Here is a 25,717-nt window from a genome sequence, read left to right on the forward strand (position 1 = left end):
CGAGCCAGTCCGACCACCGTGATGAAACGGACATGAGCTTGCGGAGAACCCTGATGAAAAAACTCAAACTGGTGATGATCGGCAACGGCATGGCCGGGGTTCGAACCCTCGAGGAACTGCTCAAGCTGAGCAACGAGCTGTACGACATCACGGTGTTCGGCGCCGAGCCCCACACCAACTACAACCGCATCCTGCTCTCGCCGGTGCTGGCCGGTGAGCAGACGTTCGAAGAGATCGTGCTCAACGACCTGAGCTGGTACCTGGACAACAACATCAAACTGCTGCTCAACCGTAAAGTGGTGGAAATCGACCGGGTCAAGCGCCGGGTCATCGCCCAAGACGGCAGCGAAGCCGAATACGACCGCCTGCTGATCGCCACCGGCTCCACACCCTTCATCCTGCCGATTCCTGGCAACACGCTCGAAGGCGTGATCGGTTACCGCGACATCGCCGATACCCAGGCGATGATCAACACCGCCAAGACCCACAAGCACGCCGTGGTGATCGGCGGCGGCCTGCTCGGCCTGGAAGCGGCCAACGGCTTGAAGCTGCGGGGCATGGACGTGACCGTCGTCCACATCGGTGAATGGTTGCTGGAACGGCAACTGGACAAGACCAGCGGCCAACTGCTGCAGACCGCCCTGGAAAACCGTGGCCTGAAATTCCGCCTCAGCGAACAGACCCAGGCCCTGCACGACGCCGGCAATGGCCGGGTCGGCTCGGTGCAGTTCAAGAACGGCGACATCATCCCCGCCGACTTGGTGGTGATGGCCGCCGGCATCCGTCCCAATACCGAACTGGCGGAAAAATCCGGCATCCCGTGCAACCGCGGGATCCTGGTCAACGACACGATGCAAACCTACGACCCGCGCATCTACGCCATCGGTGAATGCGCCAGCCACCGCGGCACTGCCTACGGTCTGGTGGCGCCGTTGTTCGAACAAGCCAAGGTCTGCGCCAACCACCTCGCACAACTGGGTTTTGCCACTTACAAAGGCTCGGTCACCTCGACCAAGTTGAAGGTCACCGGCATCGACCTGTTCTCCGCCGGCGACTTCATGGGCGGCGAAGGCACCGAAACCATCACCCTTTCCGACCCGATTGGCGGGGTCTACAAAAAGCTGGTCATCAAGGATGACGTTCTGGTCGGTGCCTGCCTGTACGGCGATACCGCGGATGGCGGCTGGTACTTCCGCCAGATCCGCGAGAACCACGCTATCAGTGAGATCCGCGATCACCTGATGTTCGGTGAGAATGCACTAGGCGACGTCGGCCACCAGGGCCAGGACAAAGCCATGAGCATGGCCGACAGCGCCGAAGTCTGCGGCTGCAACGGCGTGTGCAAGGGCACCATCGTCAAGGCGATCCAGGAGCACGGGCTGTTCAGCGTCGATGACGTGAAAAAACACACCAAGGCCGCCAGTTCCTGCGGCTCCTGCGCCGGCCTGGTGGAGCAGATCCTGATCAACACCGTCGGCGGTGCGGCGGACGTCAAGCCCAAAAGCGAAAAAGCCATCTGCGGTTGCAGCGACCTCAACCACGGCCAGATCCGCCAGGCGATCCGCGACCAGCACCTGCTGACCATCGCCGGAACCATGAGCTACCTGAACTGGCGCACCCCCAATGGCTGCGCCACCTGCCGCCCGGCGTTGAATTACTACCTGATTTCCACCTGGCCCGGCGAAGCCCACGACGACCCGCAATCGCGCCTGATCAACGAACGCGCCCACGCCAACATCCAGAAAGACGGCACCTACTCGGTCGTCCCACGGATGTGGGGTGGCGTGACCAACCCTTCGGAACTGCGGCGCATCGCCGACGTGGCCGACAAGTACAACGTGCCCATGGTCAAGGTCACCGGCGGGCAGCGCATCGATTTGCTGGGGATCAAGAAGCAGGACCTGCCCGGCGTATGGAAAGACCTCGACATGCCGTCCGGCCACGCCTACGGCAAGTCCATCCGCACCGTGAAGACCTGCGTGGGCAGCGAATTCTGCCGCTTCGGCACACAAAACTCGACCCAATTGGGCATCGAGCTGGAGCACGACCTGTTCAACATGTGGTCGCCGCACAAAGTGAAACTGGCCGTCTCCGGTTGCCCACGCAACTGCTCGGAAGCCGGCATCAAGGACGTCGGCATTATCGGTGTCGACTCCGGTTGGGAGATGTACATCGGCGGCAACGGCGGGATCAAGACCGAAGTCGCCGAGTTTTTCGTCAAGCTCAAGACCGCCGAACAAGTGCGTGAATACAACGGTGCCTTCCTGCAGCTGTACCGCGAGGAAGCCTTCTACCTCGAACGCACCGTGCACTACATGCAGCGGGTCGGCATGGAGCACATCAAGAAAGCCGTGCTCGAAGACCCGGAGCGGCGCAAGGCCCTTCATGAGCGCCTGAAGTTTTCCCTGTCGCTGGAGCAAGACCCATGGAAACAGCGCCTGGAAGAGCCTCTGCTGAAAAAAGAGTTTGAAGTCATCCCCGTGAAAAACCTGGAGGTGCCGGCATGAACTGGTTGGATATCTGCGCGCTGGAAGAAATCAATATCCTCGGTTCGCGCATCATCAATAGCCCAAAAGGCGACATCGCGATTTTCCGCACCAGCGATGATGAGGTGTTTGCACTGGACGACCGTTGCCCGCACAAGGGAGGCCCGTTGTCCCAAGGGTTGGTCTACGGCAAGCGCGTGGCCTGCCCCTTGCACAACTGGCAGATCGACCTGGAAACCGGCCAGGCCCAGGCCCCGGATGTGGGCTGCGCCCATCATCATTCGGCCCGGGTCGAAAACGGCCGCGTGCAGCTGGCACTGCGGGACGCAAGCTGATGAACCGCCAGATCACTGCCTCGACCTGCTGTTATTGCGGGGTCGGTTGCGGCGTCCTGATCGAGCATGACGGCGAGCGCATCCTCGGCGTCAGTGGCGATCCCGCCCATCCGGCCAACTTCGGCAAACTGTGCAGCAAGGGCTCCACGCTGCACCTGACCGGCGACCTCGCCGCGCGCGCCCTCTATCCAGAATTGCGCCTGGGCAAAGGCCTGGCCCGGGCACGCACAGACTGGAACAGCGCCCTGGATCACGCCGCCAGCGTCTTCGCCGAGACCATCGCCGAGCACGGCCCGGACAGCGTGGCGTTCTACATCTCCGGCCAATTGCTGACCGAGGACTACTACGCCTTCAACAAGCTCGCCCGGGCATTGGTGGGCACCAACAACATCGACAGCAATTCGCGGCTGTGCATGTCTTCCGCCGTGGTGGGCTACAAGCGCAGCCTCGGCGCCGACGCCCCGCCCTGCAGCTACGAAGACTTGGATTTGAGCGACTGCGTGATGATCGTCGGCAGTAACATGGCCTACGCCCATCCCATCCTCTTTCGCCGCCTCGAAGAGGCAAAATCCCGCCGGCCACAGATGAAAATCATCGTCATCGACCCCCGGCGCACCGACACCTGTGACCTGGCAGACCTGCACCTGGCGATCCTGCCCGGTACCGATGTCGCCTTGTTCCATGGGATTTTGCACCTGCTGCTGTGGGAAGACTGGGTCGACCGCGACTTCATCAAGGCCCATACCGAAGGCCTGGCGGACCTGAAGAACCTGGTACGCGACTACACTCCGGCGATGGTCGCGCAGTTGTGCGGCATCAGCGTCGAACAACTGCACCAGTGCGCCGAATGGGTCGGCACGTCACCGAGCTTCCTGTCCTTGTGGTGCATGGGCCTGAACCAGTCCACCGCCGGCAGCGCCAAGAACAGCGCACTGATCAACCTGCACCTGGCCACCGGACAAATCGGCCGGCCCGGCGCGGGTCCCTTCTCGCTGACTGGCCAACCCAATGCCATGGGCGGACGGGAAACCGGCAGCCTGTCGAACCTGCTGCCGGGCCATCGTGAAGCGGCCAACCCGGAGCATCGCGCCGAAGTCGCCCGCTATTGGGGTGTCGAGCAGTTGCCGGCCACCACGGGTTTGAGCGCCATCGAGCTGTTCGAGCAGGTTCGCAGCGGCAAGATCAAGGCCTTGTGGATCGCCTGCACCAACCCGGCCCAGTCGATGCCAGACCAGACGGCGGTACGTGAAGCGCTGCAAGCCTGCCCATTCGTGGTGTTGCAGGAAGCCTTCCGGACCACCGAGACCGCGGCCTTTGCCGACCTGCTGCTGCCGGCGGCCAGTTGGGGCGAGAAAGAAGGCTCGGTGACCAACTCCGAACGGCGTATTTCCCACGTCCGTCGGGCCGTCGACGCGCCGGGGCAAGCGCGTCCGGACTGGGCAATCACCGTGGATTTCGCCCAGCGCCTGGAGAAACACCTGCGCCCGGGGCATCCCAGCCTGTTTGCCTTTGAAACCCCGGCCCAACTGTTCGATGAATACAAACAGCTGACCCGTGGCCGCGACCTGGACTTGTCCGGCATCAGCCATGCCCTGATCGATCGACTCGGCCCTCAGCAATGGCCCTTCCCGGACGGCGCCACCGTCGGGACGGCTCGCCTGTACGTGGACGGGATTTTTCCTACCGACAGCGGCCGAGCACACTTTGTGGCCGACCCCTATCGCGCCGCCAAGGAACTGCGTGACGCCCGCTACCCATTGACCCTGAACACCGGCCGCTTGCGTGACCAGTGGCACGGCATGAGCCGCACCGGTACCGCCGCGCAGTTGTTTGGTCATGTGAACGAAGCGGTACTCAGCCTGCATCCCGACGAACTGCTCCGGCATCGCCTGCAGGCGGGCGACCTGGTCAGCCTCAAGAGCCGTCGCGGCAGCGTGATCGTGGCCGTGGACAGCGACGACAGCGTACGCCCCGGCCAGGCGTTCCTGCCCATGCACTGGGGCGACCGGTTCCTCAAGGGCGGGGTCAATACCCTGACTCAACCGGCCTTCGATCCGTTGTCGAAACAACCGGAACTCAAGCACAGCGGCGTGCGGCTGGAACCGGTGAACCTGCCTTGGCAGCTTTTCGCCCTGATCGAAGGTGATGTTCAACAGCATCTGGAGGCGCTTCGCCCACTGTGTGAGGCGTTTTCCTACGTCAGCCTGAGCCTGACTGGCCGTGAGCGCCCCGCGTTGCTGATTCGCGCGGCCAGCGCCGTCGCGCCCGAGCCGCAACTGCTCCAGGCCATCGACGAGCAATTGGGCCTGATCGATGGGCCGGTGCTGGCCTATGACGATCCGCGTCGCTCTATCGGCAAACGGGTTCGAATCGAAAACGGCCGCATCACCGCCATTCGCCTGGCTGGCGAAACCCTGGCTCGGCACTGGCTGCAGAACCTGTGGCTGGAAGGGCGTGCCGATGAACAACTGCGACGCTGGCTGCTGGCGCCTTTAAGTGCGCCGCCGGGCAATGTCGGCACCACGACGGGTGGCAGCAAAACGCTGTGCAACTGCATGAACGTCAGCCAGCGTGCGATCTGCGCAGGCATTGAACGTGGCCTGGACTTGCAGGGGCTCAAACAGGAACTGGGCTGTGGCACGCAATGCGGCTCCTGCGTACCGGAAATCAAGCGCCTGCTGGTTGCCACTGCGCAACCGCTGGCGGCTATCTCGTGAGGAAAACACTATGAACGCAAAAGTCTGGCTGGTGGGTGCAGGTCCCGGTGACCCTGAATTGCTGACCCTCAAAGCCGTGCGCGCCTTGAGTGAAGCCGACGTGGTGTTGATCGATGACCTGGTCAATGCCGCGGTGCTGGAACACTGCCCCGCTGCGCGCATCATTGCCGTGGGCAAGCGCGGCGGCTGCCGCTCCACGCCCCAGGCCTTCATTCATCGGCTGATGCTGCGTTATGCCCGCCAGGGCAAATGCGTGGTGCGTCTCAAGGGCGGCGACCCCTGCATCTTCGGCCGCGGCGGTGAAGAGGCACAGTGGCTGCGCGAACATGGTGTTGAAGTGGAGATGGTCAATGGCATCACCGCCGGCCTCGCGGGGGCGACCCAGTGCGATATTCCACTGACCCTGCGCGGGATTGCCCGGGGCGTGACGCTGGTGACGGCCCACACCCAGGACGGCAGCAGCCTCAACTGGCAAGCCCTGGCCCAAAGCGGCACGACGCTGGTGGTGTACATGGGTGTGGCGAAACTGAGCGAGATCCGTGAGCAACTGCTGGCCGGTGGCCTGGCCGCGGATACGCCAGTGGCCATGATCGAAAACGCGTCCCTGCCCCACCAACGTGACTGCCGCAGCGACCTGGCTTCGATGGAAGCCGATGCAGGCGCCTTTCAACTCAAGAGCCCGGCGATCCTGGTGATTGGCGCGGTGGCAGCGGCCGCTGAACTGGCCGTCGCCCCGACTGCCTGGGCTCAGGCTTCAACCCGCTAACAGACAACACCGACCCACTGTGGGAGCGAGCCTGCTCGCGATTGCAATGTATCAGCAACCTGGATGGTGACTGACCCACCGCAATCGCGAGCAGGCTCGCTCCCACAATTGGATTGGAGTACGACCGGGAGAACCAGGCCGGCTGTTAGGCCGCCTCGCGAGCAAGCTTTGCTCCCACAGATCGGATGGGTGTACGACCGCGAGAGCCAGGTCGGCTATAAGGCCGCCTCGCGGTGGACGTTGATCTCGGGCGCCCCGTTAACCACGATGGCCGAACGCAGGTATTGCGTAGTGGGTATCCCGGCATGGATGCCGGGATAGCCGCGCTGGACCATGGATGGTCCTTCGCGGCGGGCCCACGGAGCAATGCCGGAGTGAGGGCACACCGAGCCTAAGCGAGGTGCCGAGTGGTGGGGCAAAAGCGCTTTGGTTACTTTCGCCTGGGCCGGCATTCCGGCTTTTCGAAAGTGACCCGCCGTCAGGGCGGAACCATAAGTAGCCGTTACCGCGAAAACGGATATGTACTCAGTCAACAAGAGCAAGGTCGGCTGTAAGGCCGCCTTCGCGAGCAAGCTCGCTCCCACCGGTTTTGCATGGTCTGGCACAGACTGCCTCATAAATCGCACGCAAAGAAAAGCCCGGCCTAGGCCGGGCTTTTCCAAAGCTGTGGGCTAATTACTTAGCTTGGGCTTCAACCTGCGCTTCTACGCGACGGTTAACTGCACGACCAGCTTCAGTGGCGTTGTCAGCCACTGGGCGGGATTCGCCGTAGCCAACAGACTGAACGCGGGACGATTCAACACCGTACTGGTTGGTCAGAACTTGCTTAACGGCGTTTGCACGACGCTCAGACAGTTTCTGGTTGTAAGCGTCAGGACCGACGGAGTCAGTGTGACCTTCAACAGTAGTGCTGGTGGATGGGTACTGCTTCATGAAGTCAGCCAGGTTCTTGATGTCGCCGTAGCTGTTAGGCTTGACGACCGACTTGTCGAAGTCGAACTTGACGTCCAGCTCAACACGAACGACTTCAGCAACAGCTGGGCAGCCATCAGCGTCAACGGTTACGTTGGCTGGGGTGTCAGGGCACTTGTCGACGTTGTCGCACACGCCATCGTTGTCGCTGTCGGAGCAGACTTCAGCCGGAGCTGGAACTGGAGCAGCGGCAGGCTTGGAACCGCCACCGAAGTTCACACCGATACCGACGCTTGGAGCCCACTCGGTGTCGCCCTGGTCGATGTTGTACTGAGCTTCAACGCCAGCACGGGCGTAGAAGTTCTCGGTGAAGTACAGCTTGGCGCCGCCGCCAACGTTGGCGAAGGTGGAACGGTTGCGACCGCCGGAGCCGTTCTGACCGATGCTTTGGTCGGAGAAGCCAGCCGATACGTACGGACGCAGCATGTCACCTGGGTTGTTGAAGTGGTACAGAGCATCCAGAGCGGTGTTGGCGCCCTTGATGTTACGACCATCATCGGAACGTGCGTTGTGCACTTCGTCGTAGGCCAGACGCAGTTCAACGTCGTCGGTCAGGAAGTAACCAACCGAACCGCCGAACAGGTTGCCGTTGTTCTTGAAGTTACGAGCGCTGTCGAATTGTTCTTTCTTGGCGAAGCCTTCGATTTCAACTGCGCCTTGGCCTTGTGCCAGAGCGCCGAACGAAGTGGCAGCAATCAAAGAACCAATGGCAAAGCCCAAGGTGTTTTTCAGTTTCATCCGTTAAATCCCCATCTGGTGATTGTGAAGCAGTCCCGCAAACCGGGGGACAACTCGGCGGCAAGTCTAACAGAACTTGCCTACACGTAAGAGATATTTGCGCCGAACTTAAGTTTCAGCAATGCCCGCAAATTTCTCACGTAATTTGTCAAGCGCGCGCTTGTAACGCATTTTCGTCGCGCTCAAACCCATATGCATTATGTCTGCGATCTCCTGGAATTCCAGCTCTGCGACAAATCGTAGCACCAGAATTTCCCTGTCGATCGGGTTCACATAGACCAGCCAACGATCGAGTCCCCCCTTTTCCTCGGGCTTGGGCGCCTTTTCTTCCGACGCTTCCTCCAGAGGATCCAGGCTCAAAGCGTCCATCAAGCGACGCTTTCGCCGTTCCTTGCGATACTGCGTGATGCATTCGTTGTAGGTGATGCTGTAGAGCCAGGTTTTGAACTTCGATTTCCCCTCGAAGTTCTTCAGGCCATACAGCACCTTCAACATCACCTCCTGACAGACATCGTCAGCATCGCGATCGTTCCCAAGATACCGTGCACAAACGTTAAATAATGTTCTCTGGTAACGGCGCATCAACTCTTCATAGGCACGCGTTACGTGAAACAGCTCGGTATGCGCGCGCGCGACCAACTCCTCATCGGAGAGATCACGGGGGTCGTAGCGCGTAGATAGCGATTGGGGTTTGTTCAAAACAAGTCGGGCCGACAGTCTAGGTCAATGTGCGCCGCAGCCTGCGATAGCAGGCATTTTGCGGCGGCATACATTAGCAGGGTTTGCCGGGTTAGCGGCTACTCACATGCTGTTCCAGCAGGATCCGATTGGAAAGCGACACCAGCTCGCCCTCCTCGGTCAGCAATGTGGTCTTCACCGTGCCAATCTCTTCAATCTGGCCTTCGACCTCGCCAACACGCACTTGTTGCCCAACCTCATACAACTCACGCACATAGATTCCCGCCAGGATCTGACCGGCGATTTCACGACTCCCCAACCCCATTGCCAGCGCAACCGCCAGACCAACGGTAATCAAAACGATCACGATCACGTGGTTGAGCAGGTCAGTCTTGACCTCCAACTGGCTGATCGCAACCGAAATACTGATGATGATCACCAGGCCCTGGGCAATGCGCCCCACGCCAGCGGCGTAGTCCAGCCCAACGCCCTCGGCCGCACCGCGCACCAGCCCATTGGCCAGTTGCGCCAGCAGGACGCCGACCAGCAATACCAGCGCGGCACCAAAAACCTTCGGCAAATACAATGCAAGCATATCGAGCGTAGCTGAAACTCGCTCAAGGCCAAGGGATTCTGCTGCGGAAACCAGGAAAATCAGCAATACGAACCAATACACGATCTTGCCGACCAGGGTCGAGATCGGTACCTGGATGCCGCCACGGGACAGCAACTTGGTCAGGCCGGTGCCGCCCATCAAGCGATCGAGGCCCAGCTTGGCGAGCAGCTTGGACAGCAACGTGTCCAGGAGCTTGGCCACGACAAAACCGAGCAACAGCACCACCAGCGCGCCGAAGAGGTTCGGGATGAAGTTAGCTACTTTGGTCCACAACGCAGTCATTGCCGTGACGAGGCTCTGGGTCCAGAGATCAAGTTCCATATTCAATCAGCCTTATCAGCGGTGCGAGTAACAGGTTTACGACGGGAAACCGGCGAGACATGGGCCGATCCGTTATTCAGGGCGATCATCAGCGCGGGCAACCAGCGGCCCAGCAGGCTGAACAGATCACCCGCGCCGACCTGGCGGTTGGCGGTTTTCAGTACACGTCCCAGGCAGGCATCGTCGTCCCGGGTGGACGGCGAAGCCTTGAGCATGTCGCGCAAAGACTGTTCAAACGGATCGTGCATACGCACCTCTCGTGATGTCTGTGGAAGACGCGATCAAATTTCGTCGGGTCACATGAAACCCCATCACACCCAGCGCAAACGACGGAACAACCACCACTGCCCCAGCGCCACGCAGATCATCAGCAGGCAGGCGACCATGAAACCGTAGGGGCTAGCGGAAAACGGAATGCCGCCGACATTTATACCCAGAAGGCCGGTGAGAAAACTCATCGGCAGGAAAATCCCGGTGACGATACCGAAGCGGTACATGGTGCGGTTCATGCGCACCGAAAGGCGCCGGTCTTCGGCCTCCAGCACAAGCCCCACGCGCTCTCGGGTCAATTCCAGCTCCTCGAGGTAACGGGTCAGGCTGTTGTTCAATTCGTTCCAGTAGTCGCCGTCATCGTCACAAAACCATGGCAGCTTGAGCCGCGTCATCTGGCCGAAGATATCCCGCTGTGGCGCCAGGAATCGCTTGAGCCCGGCAGCCCTTCGACGGATGTGCAAAATGGCGTCGTGCTCGGGCGTATACCGTTCGTCGGTATCGAGTTTTTCTTCCTCGTCATCGACGATTTCGGAGAGACAGGTGACCAGGTCCTGCACCTTGTTGGTGAGGTATTGCGCCATGTAGAGGATGAGTTCGGACGCCGTCTTCGGGCCCTTGCCCTCGGCCAGTTGCGCCAACAGCTCATCGGTGGCGCGCAACGGACGCAGGCGCAGGGAGATCACCCGCTGGGCGGACGCAAAGATCCGTACCGACACCATGTCTTCAGGTTCGGCGCCCGGGTTGAGATTGATCCCCCGCAGGAACAGCAGCAGCTCGGCGTTGGGCAACGGCAACAAGCGCGGCCGGGTGTTCTCTTCGAGCAACAGGTCGCAGTTGAACTCGCTCAGGCCACTGGATTTGCGCAACCAGGTGTGGGTTTGCGGATGACTGCGATCCCAGTGCAGCCACAGGCTTTCATCGGCCTGCAACTGCAAATCGTCGAGTTCGGTCCGGGCTATGGAACGCGCGCCGCCTTTACCGTCCAGCACCAGGGCATGCACCAGCCCCCACTGCGCGTTTTCTTCCTCGAACATCCTCATCCCTTATGGCTGTACTGCTTCATTCAGGCATTTTCAGCGGGCTTGGCGAGACGATCACGCCGTTATTGTCCGCATAGACATACTCGCCCGGGCGAAACGTCACGCCGGCAAAGGTCACCGGCACATTGAGTTCGCCGACACCGCGCCGGTCGGTCTTCATCGGGTGACTGGCCAGGGCCTGGACCCCGAGGTCCGTCTGGGCAATGATGTCGACGTCGCGGATGCAACCGTAGACCACCAACCCTTCCCAGCCGTTTTTCGCGGCCTTCTCCGCCAACATGTCCCCCAGCAGCGCCCGACGCAGGGAACCGCCGCCATCAACCACCAGCACCTTGCCGTTACCCTTGAGTTCAACCTGCTCCTTGACCCGCGAGTTGTCCTCGAAGCACTTGATGGTCACGATTTCGCCGCCGAAGGAATCGCGGCCACCGAAATTGCTGAACATCGGTTCCAACACCTGCACCAGTTCCGGGTAGGCGTCGCACAGGTCGGGCGTGAGGTAATGGTTCATCGAACAACTCCTGAAAGGCTGGAACGTCAGACTGAATGAGCAACCGTTTGTGACTGGAACCGTGTCGAGCGTCATATCTTAGCCGCAAGCCGACCAGAGCGAAATGCCCTTGTCAGAGCCTTCGCCTCAAACCGCCTCGGCCAGGGCGGGCAGGCTTTCCAGCAACGGTGCCCGCTGATCTTGCAGCCAACGCGCTACCAGCGGCCAGACTTCAGCCTGTGCCGCTTTGCTGACCAACATCTCGACGTGGCCGAAATTGCCTTTGAAACCCTGCTCCTGGCCCAGGCAGACAAACTGCTTGTGCTCTGAGCCGATCTGCTCGAAGAGCTTGCGGCAAGCCCAAGTCGGGTCCTGGTGATCGCCTGCGGCACTCACTGCCAACACCGGCAACTGAATATCGGCCAACCCAGCCCACCAGTTTTTCTCCGCATCGCCGAAACGTCCGAACAGGCCGTACCAGCGCATGCTTTCCAAGGCCAGGCCGATGGGTTCGTCCTCGGGGCCGCGCTTGAGCCTTGAACCAGACAATTGGGCAAAGCGCTTGAGGATGAACCGACCACTCCACTCCACCGGCGGAATCTTCAACGGCCAGTAGGTGCGGCTGACCTGGGTACCAAAGAACGCCGCAGAAGCCACCGCAGGCTCGCCCAGGTAATGGCCGCCCAACGCTGCCGCAAGGGTAATGCCACCCAAGGAGTGACCGATCCAGTGAGGCACTTGCCCGCTCTGCTCACGCACGAAGGCGCCGATGGCCGGCAAGTCGTAACGGGCGTAGTCGGCTACCCGATTGTTGCGGTAGCCAAGGTTGCGCTGGGACAGTCCATGACCCCGCATCTCGGGAATCCAGACATCGAACCCCAGGCGTGCCAGGTAGGCTCCCAGCCCCAGGCCCTTGGGCGAATACCAGAAGCGTCGATTGGAAAAACTGCCGTGCAACAGGATCACCGGGACGCCACGGGTTTCGCTGGCGTCGGCCATGCCCAGCCGGGTGACAGCCAGTTCGACGCTGGCGTCCGGGCTGTTGCCGGGTTTCAGGCGATAGACATCTTCGCTCAGATCACCGCGCCGCTCGGCGCTGATCAGGGCGACAGGAAAGAGGTTGCTGCTGCTTTGCATAATGCTCTTGCACAAAAAAGGGCGGCATCCATCAGGAGCCCGCCCTACTTCAATCAAAAGGGACCGGAAAGACTGATAACCATCGACCTGTGGGAGCGAGCTTGCTCGCGATGGCGGCGCAACAGTCAACATTGATGTTGTCTGGCACGCCGCCATCGCGAGCAAGCTCGCTCCAACAAGGTTACCCGGCTTACATTACCGGCGAGGCCCCTTCACTCGATCAGACCGCTGCCTGACCCTCAGCCAGGAAGAACCAGGTTTCCAGCACGGAGTCCGGGTTCAACGAAACGCTTTCGATGCCCTGCTCCATCAGCCACTTGGCCAGGTCCGGGTGGTCCGAAGGGCCCTGGCCGCAGATGCCGATGTACTTGCCAGCCTTGTTGCAGGCGGCAATGGCGTTGGCCAGCAGCTTCTTGACCGCCGGGTTCCGCTCATCGAACAGGTGCGCGATGATCCCGGAGTCGCGGTCCAGGCCCAGGGTCAGCTGGGTCAGGTCGTTGGAACCGATGGAGAAACCGTCGAAAAACTCGAGGAATTCTTCAGCCAGGATCGCGTTGGACGGCAGCTCGCACATCATGATCACGCGCAGGCCGTTGTCACCACGGGCCAGGCCGTTTTCCGCCAGCAGATCGACGACCTGGCTCGCTTCGCCCAGGGTCCGGACGAACGGCACCATGATCTCGACGTTGGTCAGGCCCATCACGTTACGCACACGCTTGAGCGCACGGCACTCGAGTTCGAAGCAGTCACGGAACGATTCGCTGATGTAGCGCGAAGCACCACGGAAGCCCAGCATCGGGTTTTCTTCTTCCGGTTCGTAAAGCTTGCCGCCGATCAGGTTGGCGTATTCGTTGGACTTGAAGTCCGACAGGCGCACGATGACCTTTTTCGGCCAGAATGCCGCCGCCAGGGTGCTGATGCCTTCCACCAGTTTCTCGACGTAGAAACCGACCGGATCGTTGTAACCGGCAATGCGCTTGTCGACGCTGTCCTTGATGTCCTGCGGCAGGCCGTCGTAGTTGAGCAGCGCCTTGGGGTGCACGCCGATCATGCGGTTGATGATGAACTCCAGGCGGGCCAGGCCCACGCCGGCATTCGGCAATTGTGCGAAATCAAAGGCACGGTCCGGGTTGCCGACGTTCATCATGATCTTGAACGGCAGCTCCGGCATGGCGTCCACGGAGTTCTTCTTGATGTCGAAGCCCAGTTCGCCTTCGAAGATGTAGCCGGTATCGCCTTCGGCGCAGGAAACGGTCACGCCCTGGCCGTCCTTGAGCAGTTGGGTGGCGTTGCCGCAACCGACCACTGCCGGGATGCCCAGTTCACGGGCGATGATCGCCGCGTGGCAGGTGCGCCCGCCGCGGTTGGTGACGATGGCGCTGGCGCGCTTCATCACTGGTTCCCAGTCCGGGTCGGTCATGTCGGAGACCAGTACGTCGCCGGCCTGGACCTTGTCCATCTCGGAGACGTCCTTGATGATCCGCACCTTGCCCGCGCCGATGCGCTGGCCGATGGCACGGCCTTCCACCAGCACGGTGCCGGTTTCCTTGAGCAAGTAGCGCTCCATGACGTTGGCCTGGGTGCGGCTCTTCACGGTTTCCGGACGAGCCTGCACGATGTACAGCTTGCCGTCGTCACCGTCCTTGGCCCATTCGATGTCCATCGGGCACTTGTAGTGCTGCTCGATGATCATCGCCTGCTTGGCCAGCTCGCTGACTTCGGCGTCGCTCAGGCAGAAACGCGCGCGCTCGGCCTTGTCCACGTCGACGGTCTTCACCGAACGACCGGCCTTGGCTTCGTCGCCGTAGATCATCTTGATGGCCTTGCTGCCCAGGTTACGGCGCAGGATGGCCGGGCGACCGGCTTGCAGCGTGCCTTTGTGGACGTAGAACTCATCCGGGTTCACCGCGCCCTGGACGACGGTTTCACCCAGGCCGTAGGCGCCGGTGATGAACACCACGTCACGGAAACCCGACTCGGTGTCGAGGGTGAACATCACGCCGGCGGTGCCGGTTTCGGAGCGAACCATGCGCTGCACACCGGCGGACAGGGCAACCAGCTTGTGGTCGAAGCCCTGGTGCACGCGGTAGGAAATGGCACGGTCGTTGAAAAGGGAGGCGAAGACTTCCTTGGCGGCACGGATGACGTTTTCCACGCCACGGATGTTCAGGAAGGTTTCCTGCTGGCCGGCGAAGGAGGCATCCGGCAGGTCTTCGGCGGTGGCCGAGGAGCGTACGGCAACGGCAATGTCGGGATTGCCTTCGGACAGTTTGGCGAAAGCGGTACGGATTTCAGCGTTGAGCTTCTCGGGGAACTCGGCCTCCATGATCCATTGGCGGATCTGGGCACCGGTCTTGGCCAAGGCATTGACGTCGTCGACGTCCAGGGCATCGAGCGCATCGTGGATCTGCTTGTTCAGGCCGCTCAGTTCCAGGAAATCACGATAAGCCTGGGCGGTCGTGGCGAAGCCACCTGGCACCGATACGCCGGCACCGGCGAGGTTGCTGATCATCTCGCCCAGGGATGCGTTCTTGCCCCCCACATGCTCCACATCATGGACGCCGAGCTTATCGAGGGAAACTACGTACTCTACCAAGGTGATCTCTCCACTAACTGTGTTGGAAAAGCTCAAGGCACCGGTGGCTCCAGGGGAGCGCTTGCCGGCGATATGGCCTGGACCTGGAAAATAAGTGAGAATGCTGGCCACTGGCGGCCAGCAAATCGCGCCTATCATATCCAAGAATCGTCACTAGCTCACTAGCTTAAGGCCCAAGGCGCAAATGAAACGATCTGCTTTCTTTATCTCCGACGGCACCGGCATTACGGCCGAAACGCTAGGCCAAAGCCTGTTGGCACAGTTCGAAAACATTACCTTCGCCAAGTTCATACGTCCGTACATCGACAGTGTCGACAAGGCGCGGGCCATGGTACAGCAAATCAATAAAGCCGCCGAAACCGACGGTTTCCGCCCGATTATCTTCGATACCATCGTCAATCAAGACATCCGTGAGATTCTCGCGACGTCCAATGGTTTCATGATCGACATTTTTTCCACGTTCCTGGCGCCCCTGGAGCAGGAGCTGAGCGAGCACTCGTCCTATTCGGTCGGCAAGTCCCATTCCATTGGCCACAACTCCAACTACATGGAGCGGATCGAGGCGGTCAACTTCGCCCTGGACAACGATGACGGCGCCCGCACGCATTATTACGACAAGGCCGACCTGATCCTGGTGGGCGTGTCGCGTTGTGGCAAGACACCGACGTGCCTGTACATGGCGATGCAATTTGGCATCCGCGCGGCCAACTATCCGTTGACCGAAGACGACATGGAGCGCCTGCAACTGCCCAGCGCCCTGCGCGCCCACCAGCACAAGCTGTTCGGCCTGACCATCGACCCGGACCGCCTCACCGCGATCCGCAACGAGCGCAAGCCCAACAGCCGCTATTCGAGCTATGCCCAGTGCGAGTTCGAAGTGCGCGAGGTGGAAAACCTGTTCCGGCGGGAGAACATTCCCCATATCAACTCCACGCATTTTTCCGTGGAAGAGATTTCGGCGAAGATCCTGGTGGAGAAAGGGGTCGAGCGGCGGTTCAAATAAACCGCAGGCATACCCTGAAACCTGTGGGAGCGTGCTTGCTCGCGATTGCGGCGGGTCAGTAACGTTGAAGTTGGCTGACACTCCGCTATCGGGAGCAGGCTCGCTCCCACAAGGGATTTGTAGTGCTGCTGGCTACTGTGCCATGCGCTTGACCAACGCCTGCCCCACCTCCAGCGCCGATGCAGGGTTCTGGCCCGTGATCAACTCACGATCGGTTACCACATGGGACGTCCACGGCGAGGTGTTGCTGTTGTAGTGCCCACCCGCCTGTTCCAACGCGGTTTGCGGATAGAACTTCATGCTCCCGCCGCCCAGCAGCCCCTTCGCCAGTTCTTCTTCCTGATTGCTGATCACCGTCATCTTGTACCCCGCGTAGATCCAGTCGGCCTGGGCCGAGGCCTGGCCCTTGGCGGCCAACTGGCCAACGAAGCCCTTGGCGTCAGGCAAGGTCGACAGCAGCGCTATCGGCCCGTGGCAAACCAGCGCGGTGGTCTTGCCCTGGGCGTGGAAGTGCGTCAGCACCCGTCCCAGCGGCGCGCTCGTGAGCAAATCCTGCATCGGTGCATGCCCGCCGGGGATGTACAGGGCGTCGAAGTGCTCCAGGCCGATCTGCTCGACACGGGCCAGGCTGATCACCGGTGAGTCCTTCGCCGAGGTGATGTTCAATTGCGCCAGCAACGCCTGGTAGCGCTCCAGCTCCGTCGAATCGTTATTGAAGTACATCTTGTCCACCGAGGACCGGTCCAGCGTCGGCGCCTTGCCCTCGGGCGTTGCGAACGTCACCTGATGGCCGGCATCCAGCAACAGTTTTACCGGTTGCAGCAGTTCGTTGAGGTAAAACCCGGTGGAGAAGACCTTGCCATTTTTCAGATCCAGATGATCGGAATCGGACAGGACCACCAGCACGTTATCGGCATGGGCCGCGACACTGATGCCTGCCAGAACGACAGATGTTGCCAAGGTCGTGAGCTTTTTCATGATGACTCCAGGACGCTGCGATAAAAGATGCGCCCACTGTATTGATGCGCTTACCGGCGATAAACTGGCGCCCTGGAACATCACCTGGTCTCTGGAGGCAACAATGCCCCGTCGATTCGATTACCTGGCCGACGTGGAAGCCTTCGTCACGGTCGTGGAAAAAGGCACCCTCAGCGCTGGCGCCGTGGCGCTGGGGACCACGCCCTCGGTCTTGAGCCGCGCCATCTCCCGCCTCGAAGCCCGGCTCGGGGTGCAACTGCTACGACGCACAACCCGACGGCTGAACCTGACCGATGCCGGTGCCTTGTACCTGGAACAGTCGCGCTCGGCCTTTGCCCTGATTGACGACGCCGAACGGCAGATCCAGGGCCAGGACGGTGTCCTGACCGGTCGCGTGCGCCTGAGCGTACCGACCACCTACGGCCATTACCGCCTGCCGACGCTGCTGTCGCGCTTCGCCCGGGCTTGCCCGCAAGTTCGGGTCGAGTTGAGCATCACCAACCGCAATGTCGACCTGGTGGCCGAAGGGTATGACCTGGCGATCCGCCTCGGGCCGCTGCCAGACAGCGGTTTGGTCGGTCGCAAGCTCGAAGACGCTCGCCTCTGCCTGGTGGCTGCGCCGCAGTACCTGGAACGCGCCGGAACACCCCGGCACGTCGATGAACTGGCCAACCACGCCTGCCTGCCCTTCGTGATGCCCAGCAGCGGACGCATCGCGCCCTGGCTGTTTCGCGTGAACCATGAAGATCGGGAATGGCTGCCGGCGGGCAATGTCCAGGTGTCGGACGATGTGCTGGGTATCGTGTCCCTGGCCCAGGCCGGGATGGGGATCTGCCAGACCTATGACTTCATCGTCCGGGAGCGAATCGAGCGTGGGGAGCTGGTGGCGTTGCTGGAGGACGTTGGCGGGCGCAGCCGACCGTTTTCAATCATCTACCCGCCCCATCGACAATTGCCGGCGGCGGCACGGGCATTGATTGATTTTATAGCGAGAGCGGACGCCACCTGTGGGAGCGAGCCTGCTCGCGATAGCATCACCTTGGCTGACTGACAGACCGAGTTGCCTGCATCGCGAGCAGGCTCGCTCCCACAACAATCCCCGGCCTACTGTGCCAATGTCGCTTGCTCTTCCATCTTCTTGCGCAGGCTCAGCGGGCGCATGTCGGTCCAGACTTCTTCGATATAGGCCAGGCATTCCTTTTTGAACCCGCTTTTGCCAACGGTGCGCCAGCCCTCGGGGACGGCCTTGTAGTCTGGCCAGATCGAATACTGTTCTTCGTGGTTGACCACGACCTGAAAGACGATGTCCTCGCGGTCGAATACTGAAGTCATGGGTGTCTCTCCATCTTTGCTCGAGGTTCACTGCGTCACATGCGCAGCCAGGATATGAAAGGAACGTACGGGGCCGGATGAAAATTAGGCCTGGGCGAGCGCCGCAGGCAAGGCTCGCCCGAAAATCTCGGCAACCTGGTCGATTTCCGCCCGGGTGATGATCAGCGGTGGCAGGAACCGCACCACGCCGCCCTGCCGACCGCCCAGCTCCAGGATCAGCCCGCGCTTGAGGCATTCGCGTTGCAGCCGTGGCGCCAGCTGTGCATGCACCGGCGGATGGCCCAGGGCATCTGGCTTGCCCGCCGGGTCCACCAGTTCGACCCCGAGCATCAACCCGCGACCGCGAATATCGCCCAGTTGCGGGAAGTCCCGCTGCAGGATGTGCAGGTGCTCGCTCAAGCGCTCGCCCATGGCGGCGGCATGGGCCGGCAGGTCGTGCTCGCGCAGGTAGCGCATGACCGCGGAACCGGCGGCCATGGCCATCTGGTTGCCACGGAAGGTCCCGGCGTGGGCGCCCGGCAGCCAGGTGTCGAGCCAGTCGCGGTAAACCACCACCGCCAGCGGCAGGCTGCCGCCGATGGCCTTGGACAGCACCACCACGTCCGGGATGATCCCGGCATGCTCGAAGGCAAACATTTTGCCGGTACGGCCGAAGCCGCTCTGGATTTCGTCGACGATCAATGCCACCCCTGCCTGCTCGGTGATCCGCCGCAAGCCGCGTAACCAATCCAGATCAGCCGGAATCACCCCGCCCTCGCCCTGCACCACTTCGACGATAACGGCCGCTGGCAATTGCACGCCGGCCTCCGGATCGTTCAGCAGGTTTTCCAGGTAATGCAGATTGGCCTTCACGCCCTCGACACCGCCCAACCCGAACGGGCAGCGGTAATCGTAGGGGTATGGCATGAACTGCACGCCGCTGCTGAGCAGGGCACCCAAGGGCTTCTTCGGCCCCAGACTGCCCATCAGGCTCAATGCCCCCTGGCTCATGCCGTGATAACCGCCCTGGAACGACAACACGGTGCTGCGTCCGGTGGCGGTGCGCACCAGCTTGAGGGCGGCTTCCACCGCGTCGGTGCCGGTGGGGCCGCAGAACTGGATCTTCGCCTCGGCGGCCAATTGCGTCGGCAACAGGCCGAACAGGTCCTGGACGAACCGGTCCTTGACCGGCGTGGTCAAGTCCAGAGTGTGCAACGGCAGCTCATCGGCCAGCACCTGCTGGATCGCGTCGATCACCACCGGGTGGTTATGCCCCAGCGCCAGGGTACCGGCGCCGGCCAGGCAATCGATGAAGGTGCGGCCCTCGACATCCTCGACATACAACCCCTTGGCACGCTTGAGGGCCAGGGGGATGCGCCGAGGATAACTGCGGGCATTGGACTCCTGCCGACTCTGGCGGGCCAGCAGCGGCGACTCGTTGAATTGATAGAGCGTCTCGGCCGGTTCCGGGCTGAGCCGAGCCGTTGGTGCTTCGATAAGGCTGTTGGCGACTGGCATCTCTCGACCTCGCTGTGCACATATGTGCAGGTTTCCTGTTGTGGAAACGCATCAGCGAGGCCGGGATTTAGCCCCTGGGGAAAAAGCTTGCTCCCACAGAGGATCAGCCCGGCAGCGATTGCACCGGCATCGTCAATTCAACCCGCAGCCCATCCGGGCGGCTGTCGAAATGCAGCCCGCAGCCGCAACGCTGGACGATGGCCTGGACGATCGCCAACCCCAGTCCGCAACCGGTGCTCTGGCCGTTGCGCCAGAAGCGCTGAGTCAGGTGCTGGATGTCGTCGGCAGCAATGCCGGGGCCGTGGTCGCGGACCTGGAAGCGCACGCGCTGGCCGACCATTTCCAGGCTCAGCTCCACGTCGGTATCGTCCGGGGTATGGCGCAGGGCGTTATCCAGCAGGTTGCGCAAGGCGGCGATGGAGAGCACCGCCGGCATCTGCACCGGTGCATCGGACAAGCCTGGGGATACGTGCAGCCTGATCCGCCGGGAGTCGCTGCTGGCGGCATCCTGGATCGCCAGCCGGGCGACCTGCTCGGCGTTGCATTGCACGCCATCGTCGAAGGACAGGCTACCTTCTACCCGCGCCAGCAGCAGCAACTGTTCGAGTGTGCGATGCATGCGATCGGCGCCCTCCTCGGCCCGAGCCAGGGACTGGTCGCGGGCAGCGCCCTCGGTCATCCGCGCCACTTGCAGGTGCGTCTTGATCGCGGTCAGCGGGCTGCGCAGCTCGTGGGCGGCGTCGCCGGTCAGCCGTCGCTCGCGCTCGATGGTCTTGCCGATGCGCTGGAACAACTGGTTCTGGGTCTCCAGCAGCGGTCGCAATTCGCTGGGCAGTGGATGGATCTGCAAGGGTTCCAGGGAATCGGCACTGCGCCGCATCAGCGCATCGCGAATGCGATTGAGCGGTGCCAGGCCTTGGCCGATGCCGAGCCACAACAAGCACAAGCAACCAAGCAACGCCACCCCCACCGGCACCGAAGCGGCCAGCAGTATCGACATGTTCAGGGCTTCACGCTCTATCTGGCGGTCGGCGGTGGTGATACGCAAGTCACCCCGGGCCAGGGTGAAGCTGCGCCAGGGCGCGCCGTCGATCATCTGGTCGTGGAAGCCCATTTTCTCGGCTTCCAGGGTTTGCTCTGGGGTGCCGTGGCTGCGGGCCAGAATCTCGCCGCGCAAGGAACTGACCTGACAGGCCATGCCCCCAGGAATGCTCAATTGCTCGGCGCTCAAATGCGTGCCCTCGCCCTTGCTGGGCAACGGCGGCATCTGTTCCAGCAGTCCGGCGACCATCCGCGCCGAAGCCACCAGGCGCTGATCGAGGGAAAACATCATCTGGTTGCGCAGGTCACTGAGCATCCATGCCGCAGCCAAGGCCCAGATCAGGGCAAAGGCCGCGCCGAGGGTCAGGCTCAGGCGCAGTCGCAGGCTCATCACTTGGAGGACTCTCCACCTTCGGCCGGCCCCAGGCGATAGCCCAGGCCGCGCACAGTCTCGACAATCCCGTTGCCCAACTTGCGCCGCAGGTGATGGATATGGACGTTGAGGGCGTTGCTTTCCAATTCGTCGTTGAACCCGTAGACGCTGTCCTTGAGCTGCTCGGTGGACAGCACCCGGCCGCGACTGTGCAGCAGCGCCTGCAACAGCGATTGCTCGCGCCGGGACAGATCCACCGGCTGGCCGTCCAGGGTAGTTTCCCGACTGCTGGGGTCGTAGGTCAGGCGACCGTGCTCGATCAGGTTGACGCTGCGCCCCGCCACGCGCCGCAGCAATGTGTGCAGGCGCGCCGCAAGTTCGCGCAGGTCGAAGGGTTTAAGCAGGTAGTCATCGGCGCCGGCCTGCAAACCCTCGACCCGGTCGGTTACCGAGTCTCGGGCAGTGAGGATCAGCACCGGCGTCTCCAACCCCTGCTGACGCAGCTGCCTGAGCAGCTTGAGACCATCCTCGTCGGGCAATCCCAAGTCCAGCACCATGACGTCGAATTCCGCCACGCCGACCATCGCCCGCGCCGCCGATGCGGTGGCAACGTGCTCGACAGTCAGGCCCTGCGCTGTAAGGCCGGCAACGATCCCGCTGGCAATCAACTCATCGTCTTCGCAGACCAGTACGCGCATGGGTAAGCCCCGTGGAAAAAGGTACATTAGGCCGCCGGCCGATTAAGCCGACATTATGCGACGAGTACGGCCAACATGGGCGATCATTGCTGCCTGCCAGTCGGCGCCGGGTTAATCGACGGTTAATCGCCAGCCGCCATTGTGTTTTCCACTTGCTTCGTTCTAAGGCTTTATCCATGCGTCGATTGTTTTTGCTGTGGCTGTTCCTGATCTCGGGCCTGGCCCAGGCCGCCAATCCCTTCGAAACCAAACCCGATTTCCTGCCGGTGGAAAAGGCGTTCGTGTTTACCTCCGAACGCCTGGACTCCGGTGAAACCCAGCTGTTCTGGCAGATAGCCGATGGGTACTACCTGTATCAGCAGCGGCTCAAGTTCGATGGCCTGGCCGAGGCACAAAAACCCAAGCTGCCTGAGGGTGAGGCCCACAGCGACGAGTTCTTCGGCGACCAGCAAGTTTATCGCCAGGCGCTGGAGCTGAAGATACCCGCCGGTGCCACGGGCAAGATCAAAGTCGGCTTCCAGGGCTGCGCCGACGCGGGCCTGTGCTACCCACCCCAGACCCAAGTGGTCGACCTGGGTGGCAGCGCATCGGTGGCGGCCACCGGCCAGGCGCCGGACCAGGCCCTGGCCAGCGGCCTGCAACAACGGGCCTTGGGCTGGAGCCTGCTGGTGTTCTTCGGCCTTGGCCTGCTGCTGGCGTTCACCCCCTGTTCGCTGCCGATGCTGCCGATCCTGGCCGGGCTGGTGGTGGGCAGCGGCGCCGGGCCGAGACGCGGCCTGGCCTTGGCTGGCAGCTACGTGATCAGCATGGCCCTGGTGTACGCCGCCATGGGCGTGCTCGCCGCGCTGCTGGGTGCCAACCTCCAGGCGCTGCTGCAACAACCGTGGCTGCTGGGCAGCTTCGCGGCCGTATTCGTGTTGCTGGCGCTGCCCATGTTCGGCTTCTTCGAACTGCAATTGCCGGCCGCCCTGCGTGACCGCCTGGAAAACGCCGGGCGCCAGCGGCGTGGTGGCAGCCTCGTGGGTGCCGGCATTCTCGGGGCACTGTCCGGCCTCTTGGTGGGTCCCTGCATGACCGCGCCGCTGGCCGGCGCGCTGCTGTACATCGCCCAGAGCGGCAATGCGCTGCACGGTGGGCTGATCCTGTTCACCATGGGCATCGGCATGGGCTTGCCACTGTTGCTGTTGGTGACCGTGGGCAATCGCTTCCTGCCCAAGCCCGGCGCCTGGATGAACCTGCTCAAGGGCGTGTTCGGCTTCCTGTTCCTGGGCACCGCGTTGCTGATGATTCGCCCGATCATCGACGGTTCGTTGTGGGTCGGCCTGTGGGGCGTGCTGTTGTTGATCGCCGCCTACAGCGCCTGGCGCCAGACCGAAGGGTTTGGCCGCATCGCCTATGTCTGCGGCAGCGCCTCATTGCTGTTCGGCCTGTGGGGCAGCCTGCTGGTGATTGGCGCAGCGGGCGGCGGCGATGATTTCTTCCAGCCCCTGAAGGTCTACACCGGCACCGAGGGCCGCGCGACCGTCAGTGCCCACGATGCCTTCGTCACGGTCAGCGAGCCCGCCGCCCTGCAACGGGAACTGGACGCCGCCCAGACCCAGGGCCAGTGGGTGTTACTGGACTACTACGCCGACTGGTGCGTGTCCTGCAAGATCATGGAAAAACAGGTCTTCGGCCGCAGCGAGGTGCTGGACGCCCTGAGCGGTGTGCGCCTGCTGCGCCTGGACGTCACCGCCGACAACCCCGCCAGCCGCGAACTGCTGAGCCGTTACCAGGTGCCGGGGCCGCCGAGCCTGCTGTGGATCGGCGCCGACGGTGAAGAGCGCCGCAGCCAGCGGATCACCGGGGAAGTCGACGCCAAGGCGTTCCTGGAGCGCTGGAACCTCACCCGGGACGCGCGCTGATGCTGACGTTTACCTTGGGCACCTTTGCCATCGCCCTCAATCACCTGTTGCTCATCAGCGCCCTGGCGCTGGCGACCTTCGTAGGCTGGCGGGTGGCCAAGCGCGGTGGCGAAAACCCCGAGTCGGTGCTGTTCGTGCTGTTTCTACTGGGCCTGCTGGCTGCACGGATCGGCTTCGTCGTCGCCTATTGGCAGCATTACCGGGACGATCCGTGGCAGATCGTCGACCTGCGCGACGGTGGCTTCCTGGCCTGGCCGGGCATCGTGGCGCTGCTGATTGGCGCCTTGTTGTGGGCCCGTCGCCGTCCGCCCCTGCGCCGGCCATTGGGCTTCGGCGTCGGCAGCGGCTTGCTGTTCTGGCTGGTGGCGACCCTGTCGTTGACGATCTATGAACAAGGTACCCGGCTGCCGGACATCACCCTGCGCACCGCCGACGGCCAGACCGTGAAACTCACCGATTACCAGGGCGGTCCCCTGGTGATCAATCTATGGGCCACCTGGTGCCCGCCCTGCCGACGTGAAATGCCAGTGCTCGAAGAAGCCCAGCAACAGCGTCCTGACCTGACCTTCCTGTTCGTCAATCAGGCCGAAAGCATGCAAAGCGTCAGCACCTACCTCGCCACCCAAGGCCTGAGCCTGGACAACGTGTTGTTCGATGGCAGCGGCCGCCTCGGCCAGGCTGTCGGCTCCATGGCCCTGCCAACCACTCTGTTCTACAGCGCCGATGGCCGCCTGCTGGGCAGCCACCTGGGGGAATTGTCGCAAGCGAGCCTGGCTCGCGCCCTGGAAAACTTCGAAACACCGGACTCGTCCACGACGCCCCACTCCGCCACAAGGAAAACGCCATGCCCCGCCTCCGCCACCTGCTGACCCTGGCCGTCGTCGCCGCACTGTCGCAGGCCCCGCTGCTGCAGGCCGAAGAATTGCCCGCCGCCATCAAGAAGATCGAAGCCAAGGGCGCAAAAATCATCGACACCTTCGACGCGCCGGACGGCCTGCGCGGTTACGCGGCGCAATACCAGAACCGTGGCATGGCGCTGTACCTGACCCCGGATGGGCAACACGTCCTGATGGGTAACCTGTACGACGCCGACGGCAAGGACCTGAGCGCCGAGCCACTGCAAAAACTGGTTTATGCACCGATGGCCAAGGCCATCTGGGCGAAGATGGAGGCCAGCCACTGGATCGCCGACGGCAACAAGGACGCACCGCGCACGGTGTACCTGTTCAGTGACCCGAATTGCCCGTACTGCAACATGTTCTGGGAACAGGCACGGCCCTGGGTCAAGGCCGGCAAGGTGCAGTTGCGCCACATCATGGTAGGCATCATCCGCGAAGACAGCCCGGGTAAATCCGCCGCCTTGCTGGCGGCCAAGGACCCGGAAAAAACCCTGGCCGAGCATGAAAAGGCCGGCAAGGGCAGCCCGCTCAAACCGCTCAAGGACATACCGCCGGCCATCCAGGCAAAGCTGGACGCCAACCAGCAACTGATGGACGAGCTGGAACTGTCCGCCACCCCGGCGATTTTCTATCTGGATGAAAAAGGCGACCTGCAACAGCAGCAAGGCGCGCCGTCGCCGGACAAGCTGGTGAAGATTCTCGGGCCGAAGTGATTCGGCCCGGTAAGCTGGGTGTAGCCCCGAAAACTAATGTGGGAGCGAGCTTGCTCGCGATGGCGGTATTTCTGCCAGATCAATGCTGACTGATCCGCCGCCATCGCGAGCAAG

Annotated in this window: 22 protein-coding genes; 9 read left to right on the forward strand and 13 right to left on the reverse strand. The window is 62.2% G+C overall.

Features of this window, described 5'->3' with window-relative positions:
- Positions 1-53: 53 nt before the first annotated feature.
- From nirB to cobA, 4 genes are read left to right on the forward strand one after another with little or no spacing between them, the layout of a single operon-like run.
- Positions 54-2,507: a nitrite reductase large subunit NirB gene (gene nirB, locus KI237_RS20980; RefSeq protein WP_212796885.1), complete on the forward strand. Its 2,454-nt coding sequence runs from the start codon at positions 54-56 to the stop codon at positions 2,505-2,507.
- On the forward strand, positions 2,504-2,821 hold the full coding sequence (gene nirD / locus KI237_RS20985; RefSeq protein WP_212796886.1) for a nitrite reductase small subunit NirD: 318 nt from the start codon (positions 2,504-2,506) through the stop codon (positions 2,819-2,821). Before nirB ends, nirD begins: the two co-directional genes overlap by 4 nt.
- Positions 2,821-5,538 (forward strand): nitrate reductase, encoded by a 2,718-nt coding sequence (locus tag KI237_RS20990; protein ID WP_212796887.1) that lies wholly within the window; start codon positions 2,821-2,823, stop codon positions 5,536-5,538. Before nirD ends, KI237_RS20990 begins: the two co-directional genes overlap by 1 nt.
- 10 nt (positions 5,539-5,548) lie before the next feature.
- Complete coding sequence (gene cobA, locus KI237_RS20995; protein ID WP_212796888.1) at positions 5,549-6,304, forward strand: uroporphyrinogen-III C-methyltransferase; 756 nt, start codon at positions 5,549-5,551, stop codon at positions 6,302-6,304.
- Positions 6,305-6,979: 675 nt separating this feature from the next.
- Here the strand turns inward: cobA and KI237_RS21000 are convergent.
- The 8 genes from KI237_RS21000 to ppsA form a co-directional block, all read right to left on the reverse strand.
- Positions 6,980-8,014, reverse strand: coding sequence for an OmpA family protein (locus tag KI237_RS21000; RefSeq protein ID WP_212796889.1), 1,035 nt, complete (start codon positions 8,012-8,014; stop codon positions 6,980-6,982).
- Between the two features lie 108 nt (positions 8,015-8,122).
- Complete coding sequence (gene sigX / locus KI237_RS21005) at positions 8,123-8,713, reverse strand: RNA polymerase sigma factor SigX (RefSeq protein WP_025212681.1); 591 nt, start codon at positions 8,711-8,713, stop codon at positions 8,123-8,125.
- Between the two features lie 91 nt (positions 8,714-8,804).
- Complete coding sequence (locus tag KI237_RS21010; RefSeq protein ID WP_003199523.1) at positions 8,805-9,629, reverse strand: mechanosensitive ion channel family protein; 825 nt, start codon at positions 9,627-9,629, stop codon at positions 8,805-8,807.
- A gap of 2 nt (positions 9,630-9,631) precedes the next feature.
- On the reverse strand, positions 9,632-9,877 hold the full coding sequence (locus KI237_RS21015) for a CrfX protein (protein WP_212796890.1): 246 nt from the start codon (positions 9,875-9,877) through the stop codon (positions 9,632-9,634).
- 63 nt (positions 9,878-9,940) lie between these two features.
- The gene (cmaX, locus tag KI237_RS21020) at positions 9,941-10,936 is read right to left on the reverse strand and encodes a divalent cation transporter CmaX (protein WP_212796891.1); all 996 of its coding nucleotides are present in this window, start codon (positions 10,934-10,936) and stop codon (positions 9,941-9,943) included.
- A gap of 25 nt (positions 10,937-10,961) precedes the next feature.
- Entirely contained in the window at positions 10,962-11,453 is a 492-nt protein-coding gene (gene rraA, locus KI237_RS21025; protein ID WP_003199517.1) for a ribonuclease E activity regulator RraA, read from the reverse strand.
- 126 nt (positions 11,454-11,579) lie between these two features.
- Positions 11,580-12,569 (reverse strand): alpha/beta fold hydrolase, encoded by a 990-nt coding sequence (locus KI237_RS21030; protein WP_212796892.1) that lies wholly within the window; start codon positions 12,567-12,569, stop codon positions 11,580-11,582.
- Between the two features lie 220 nt (positions 12,570-12,789).
- A complete protein-coding gene (gene ppsA, locus KI237_RS21035) occupies positions 12,790-15,165 on the reverse strand; it encodes a phosphoenolpyruvate synthase (protein WP_212796893.1) in 2,376 nt (791 codons plus the stop codon).
- 184 nt (positions 15,166-15,349) lie between these two features.
- Between ppsA and ppsR the strand changes: the two genes are divergently transcribed.
- The gene (gene ppsR, locus KI237_RS21040; protein ID WP_003199510.1) at positions 15,350-16,168 is read left to right on the forward strand and encodes a posphoenolpyruvate synthetase regulatory kinase/phosphorylase PpsR; all 819 of its coding nucleotides are present in this window, start codon (positions 15,350-15,352) and stop codon (positions 16,166-16,168) included.
- Between the two features lie 132 nt (positions 16,169-16,300).
- Here the strand turns inward: ppsR and KI237_RS21045 are convergent, their stop codons facing one another.
- Positions 16,301-17,146, reverse strand: coding sequence for a type 1 glutamine amidotransferase domain-containing protein (locus KI237_RS21045; protein WP_212796894.1), 846 nt, complete (start codon positions 17,144-17,146; stop codon positions 16,301-16,303).
- 103 nt (positions 17,147-17,249) lie between these two features.
- Between KI237_RS21045 and KI237_RS21050 the strand changes: the two genes are divergently transcribed.
- Positions 17,250-18,197 carry a LysR family transcriptional regulator gene (locus KI237_RS21050; RefSeq protein WP_212796895.1) on the forward strand — a complete coding sequence of 316 codons (948 nt, stop codon included), beginning with the start codon at positions 17,250-17,252 and terminating at the stop codon, positions 18,195-18,197.
- Positions 18,198-18,250: 53 nt separating this feature from the next.
- Here KI237_RS21050 and KI237_RS21055 read toward each other — a convergent pair whose 3' ends face one another.
- From KI237_RS21055 to KI237_RS21070, 4 genes are all read right to left on the reverse strand, one after another.
- Entirely contained in the window at positions 18,251-18,478 is a 228-nt protein-coding gene (locus tag KI237_RS21055) for an MbtH family protein (protein WP_212796896.1), read from the reverse strand.
- Between the two features lie 84 nt (positions 18,479-18,562).
- The gene (locus KI237_RS21060) at positions 18,563-19,975 is read right to left on the reverse strand and encodes an aspartate aminotransferase family protein (RefSeq protein WP_212796897.1); all 1,413 of its coding nucleotides are present in this window, start codon (positions 19,973-19,975) and stop codon (positions 18,563-18,565) included.
- Between the two features lie 103 nt (positions 19,976-20,078).
- Positions 20,079-21,410 carry an ATP-binding protein gene (locus KI237_RS21065; RefSeq protein ID WP_212796898.1) on the reverse strand — a complete coding sequence of 444 codons (1,332 nt, stop codon included), beginning with the start codon at positions 21,408-21,410 and terminating at the stop codon, positions 20,079-20,081.
- The gene (locus KI237_RS21070) at positions 21,407-22,087 is read right to left on the reverse strand and encodes a response regulator (protein ID WP_212796899.1); all 681 of its coding nucleotides are present in this window, start codon (positions 22,085-22,087) and stop codon (positions 21,407-21,409) included. Before KI237_RS21070 ends, KI237_RS21065 begins: the two co-directional genes overlap by 4 nt.
- 176 nt (positions 22,088-22,263) lie before the next feature.
- Between KI237_RS21070 and dsbD the strand changes: the two genes are divergently transcribed.
- From dsbD to dsbG, 3 genes are read left to right on the forward strand one after another with little or no spacing between them, the layout of a single operon-like run.
- Positions 22,264-23,991 carry a protein-disulfide reductase DsbD gene (gene dsbD, locus KI237_RS21075; RefSeq protein WP_212796900.1) on the forward strand — a complete coding sequence of 576 codons (1,728 nt, stop codon included), beginning with the start codon at positions 22,264-22,266 and terminating at the stop codon, positions 23,989-23,991.
- Positions 23,991-24,860: a TlpA family protein disulfide reductase gene (locus KI237_RS21080; RefSeq protein ID WP_212796901.1), complete on the forward strand. Its 870-nt coding sequence runs from the start codon at positions 23,991-23,993 to the stop codon at positions 24,858-24,860. Before dsbD ends, KI237_RS21080 begins: the two co-directional genes overlap by 1 nt.
- Positions 24,836-25,603 carry a thiol:disulfide interchange protein DsbG gene (dsbG, locus tag KI237_RS21085; RefSeq protein WP_212796902.1) on the forward strand — a complete coding sequence of 256 codons (768 nt, stop codon included), beginning with the start codon at positions 24,836-24,838 and terminating at the stop codon, positions 25,601-25,603. Before KI237_RS21080 ends, dsbG begins: the two co-directional genes overlap by 25 nt.
- Positions 25,604-25,717 lie beyond the last annotated feature (114 nt).

Origin of the sequence: Pseudomonas sp. St316 (genome assembly GCF_018325905.1) — a bacterium.
Classification (GTDB): Bacteria; Pseudomonadota; Gammaproteobacteria; order Pseudomonadales; family Pseudomonadaceae; genus Aquipseudomonas.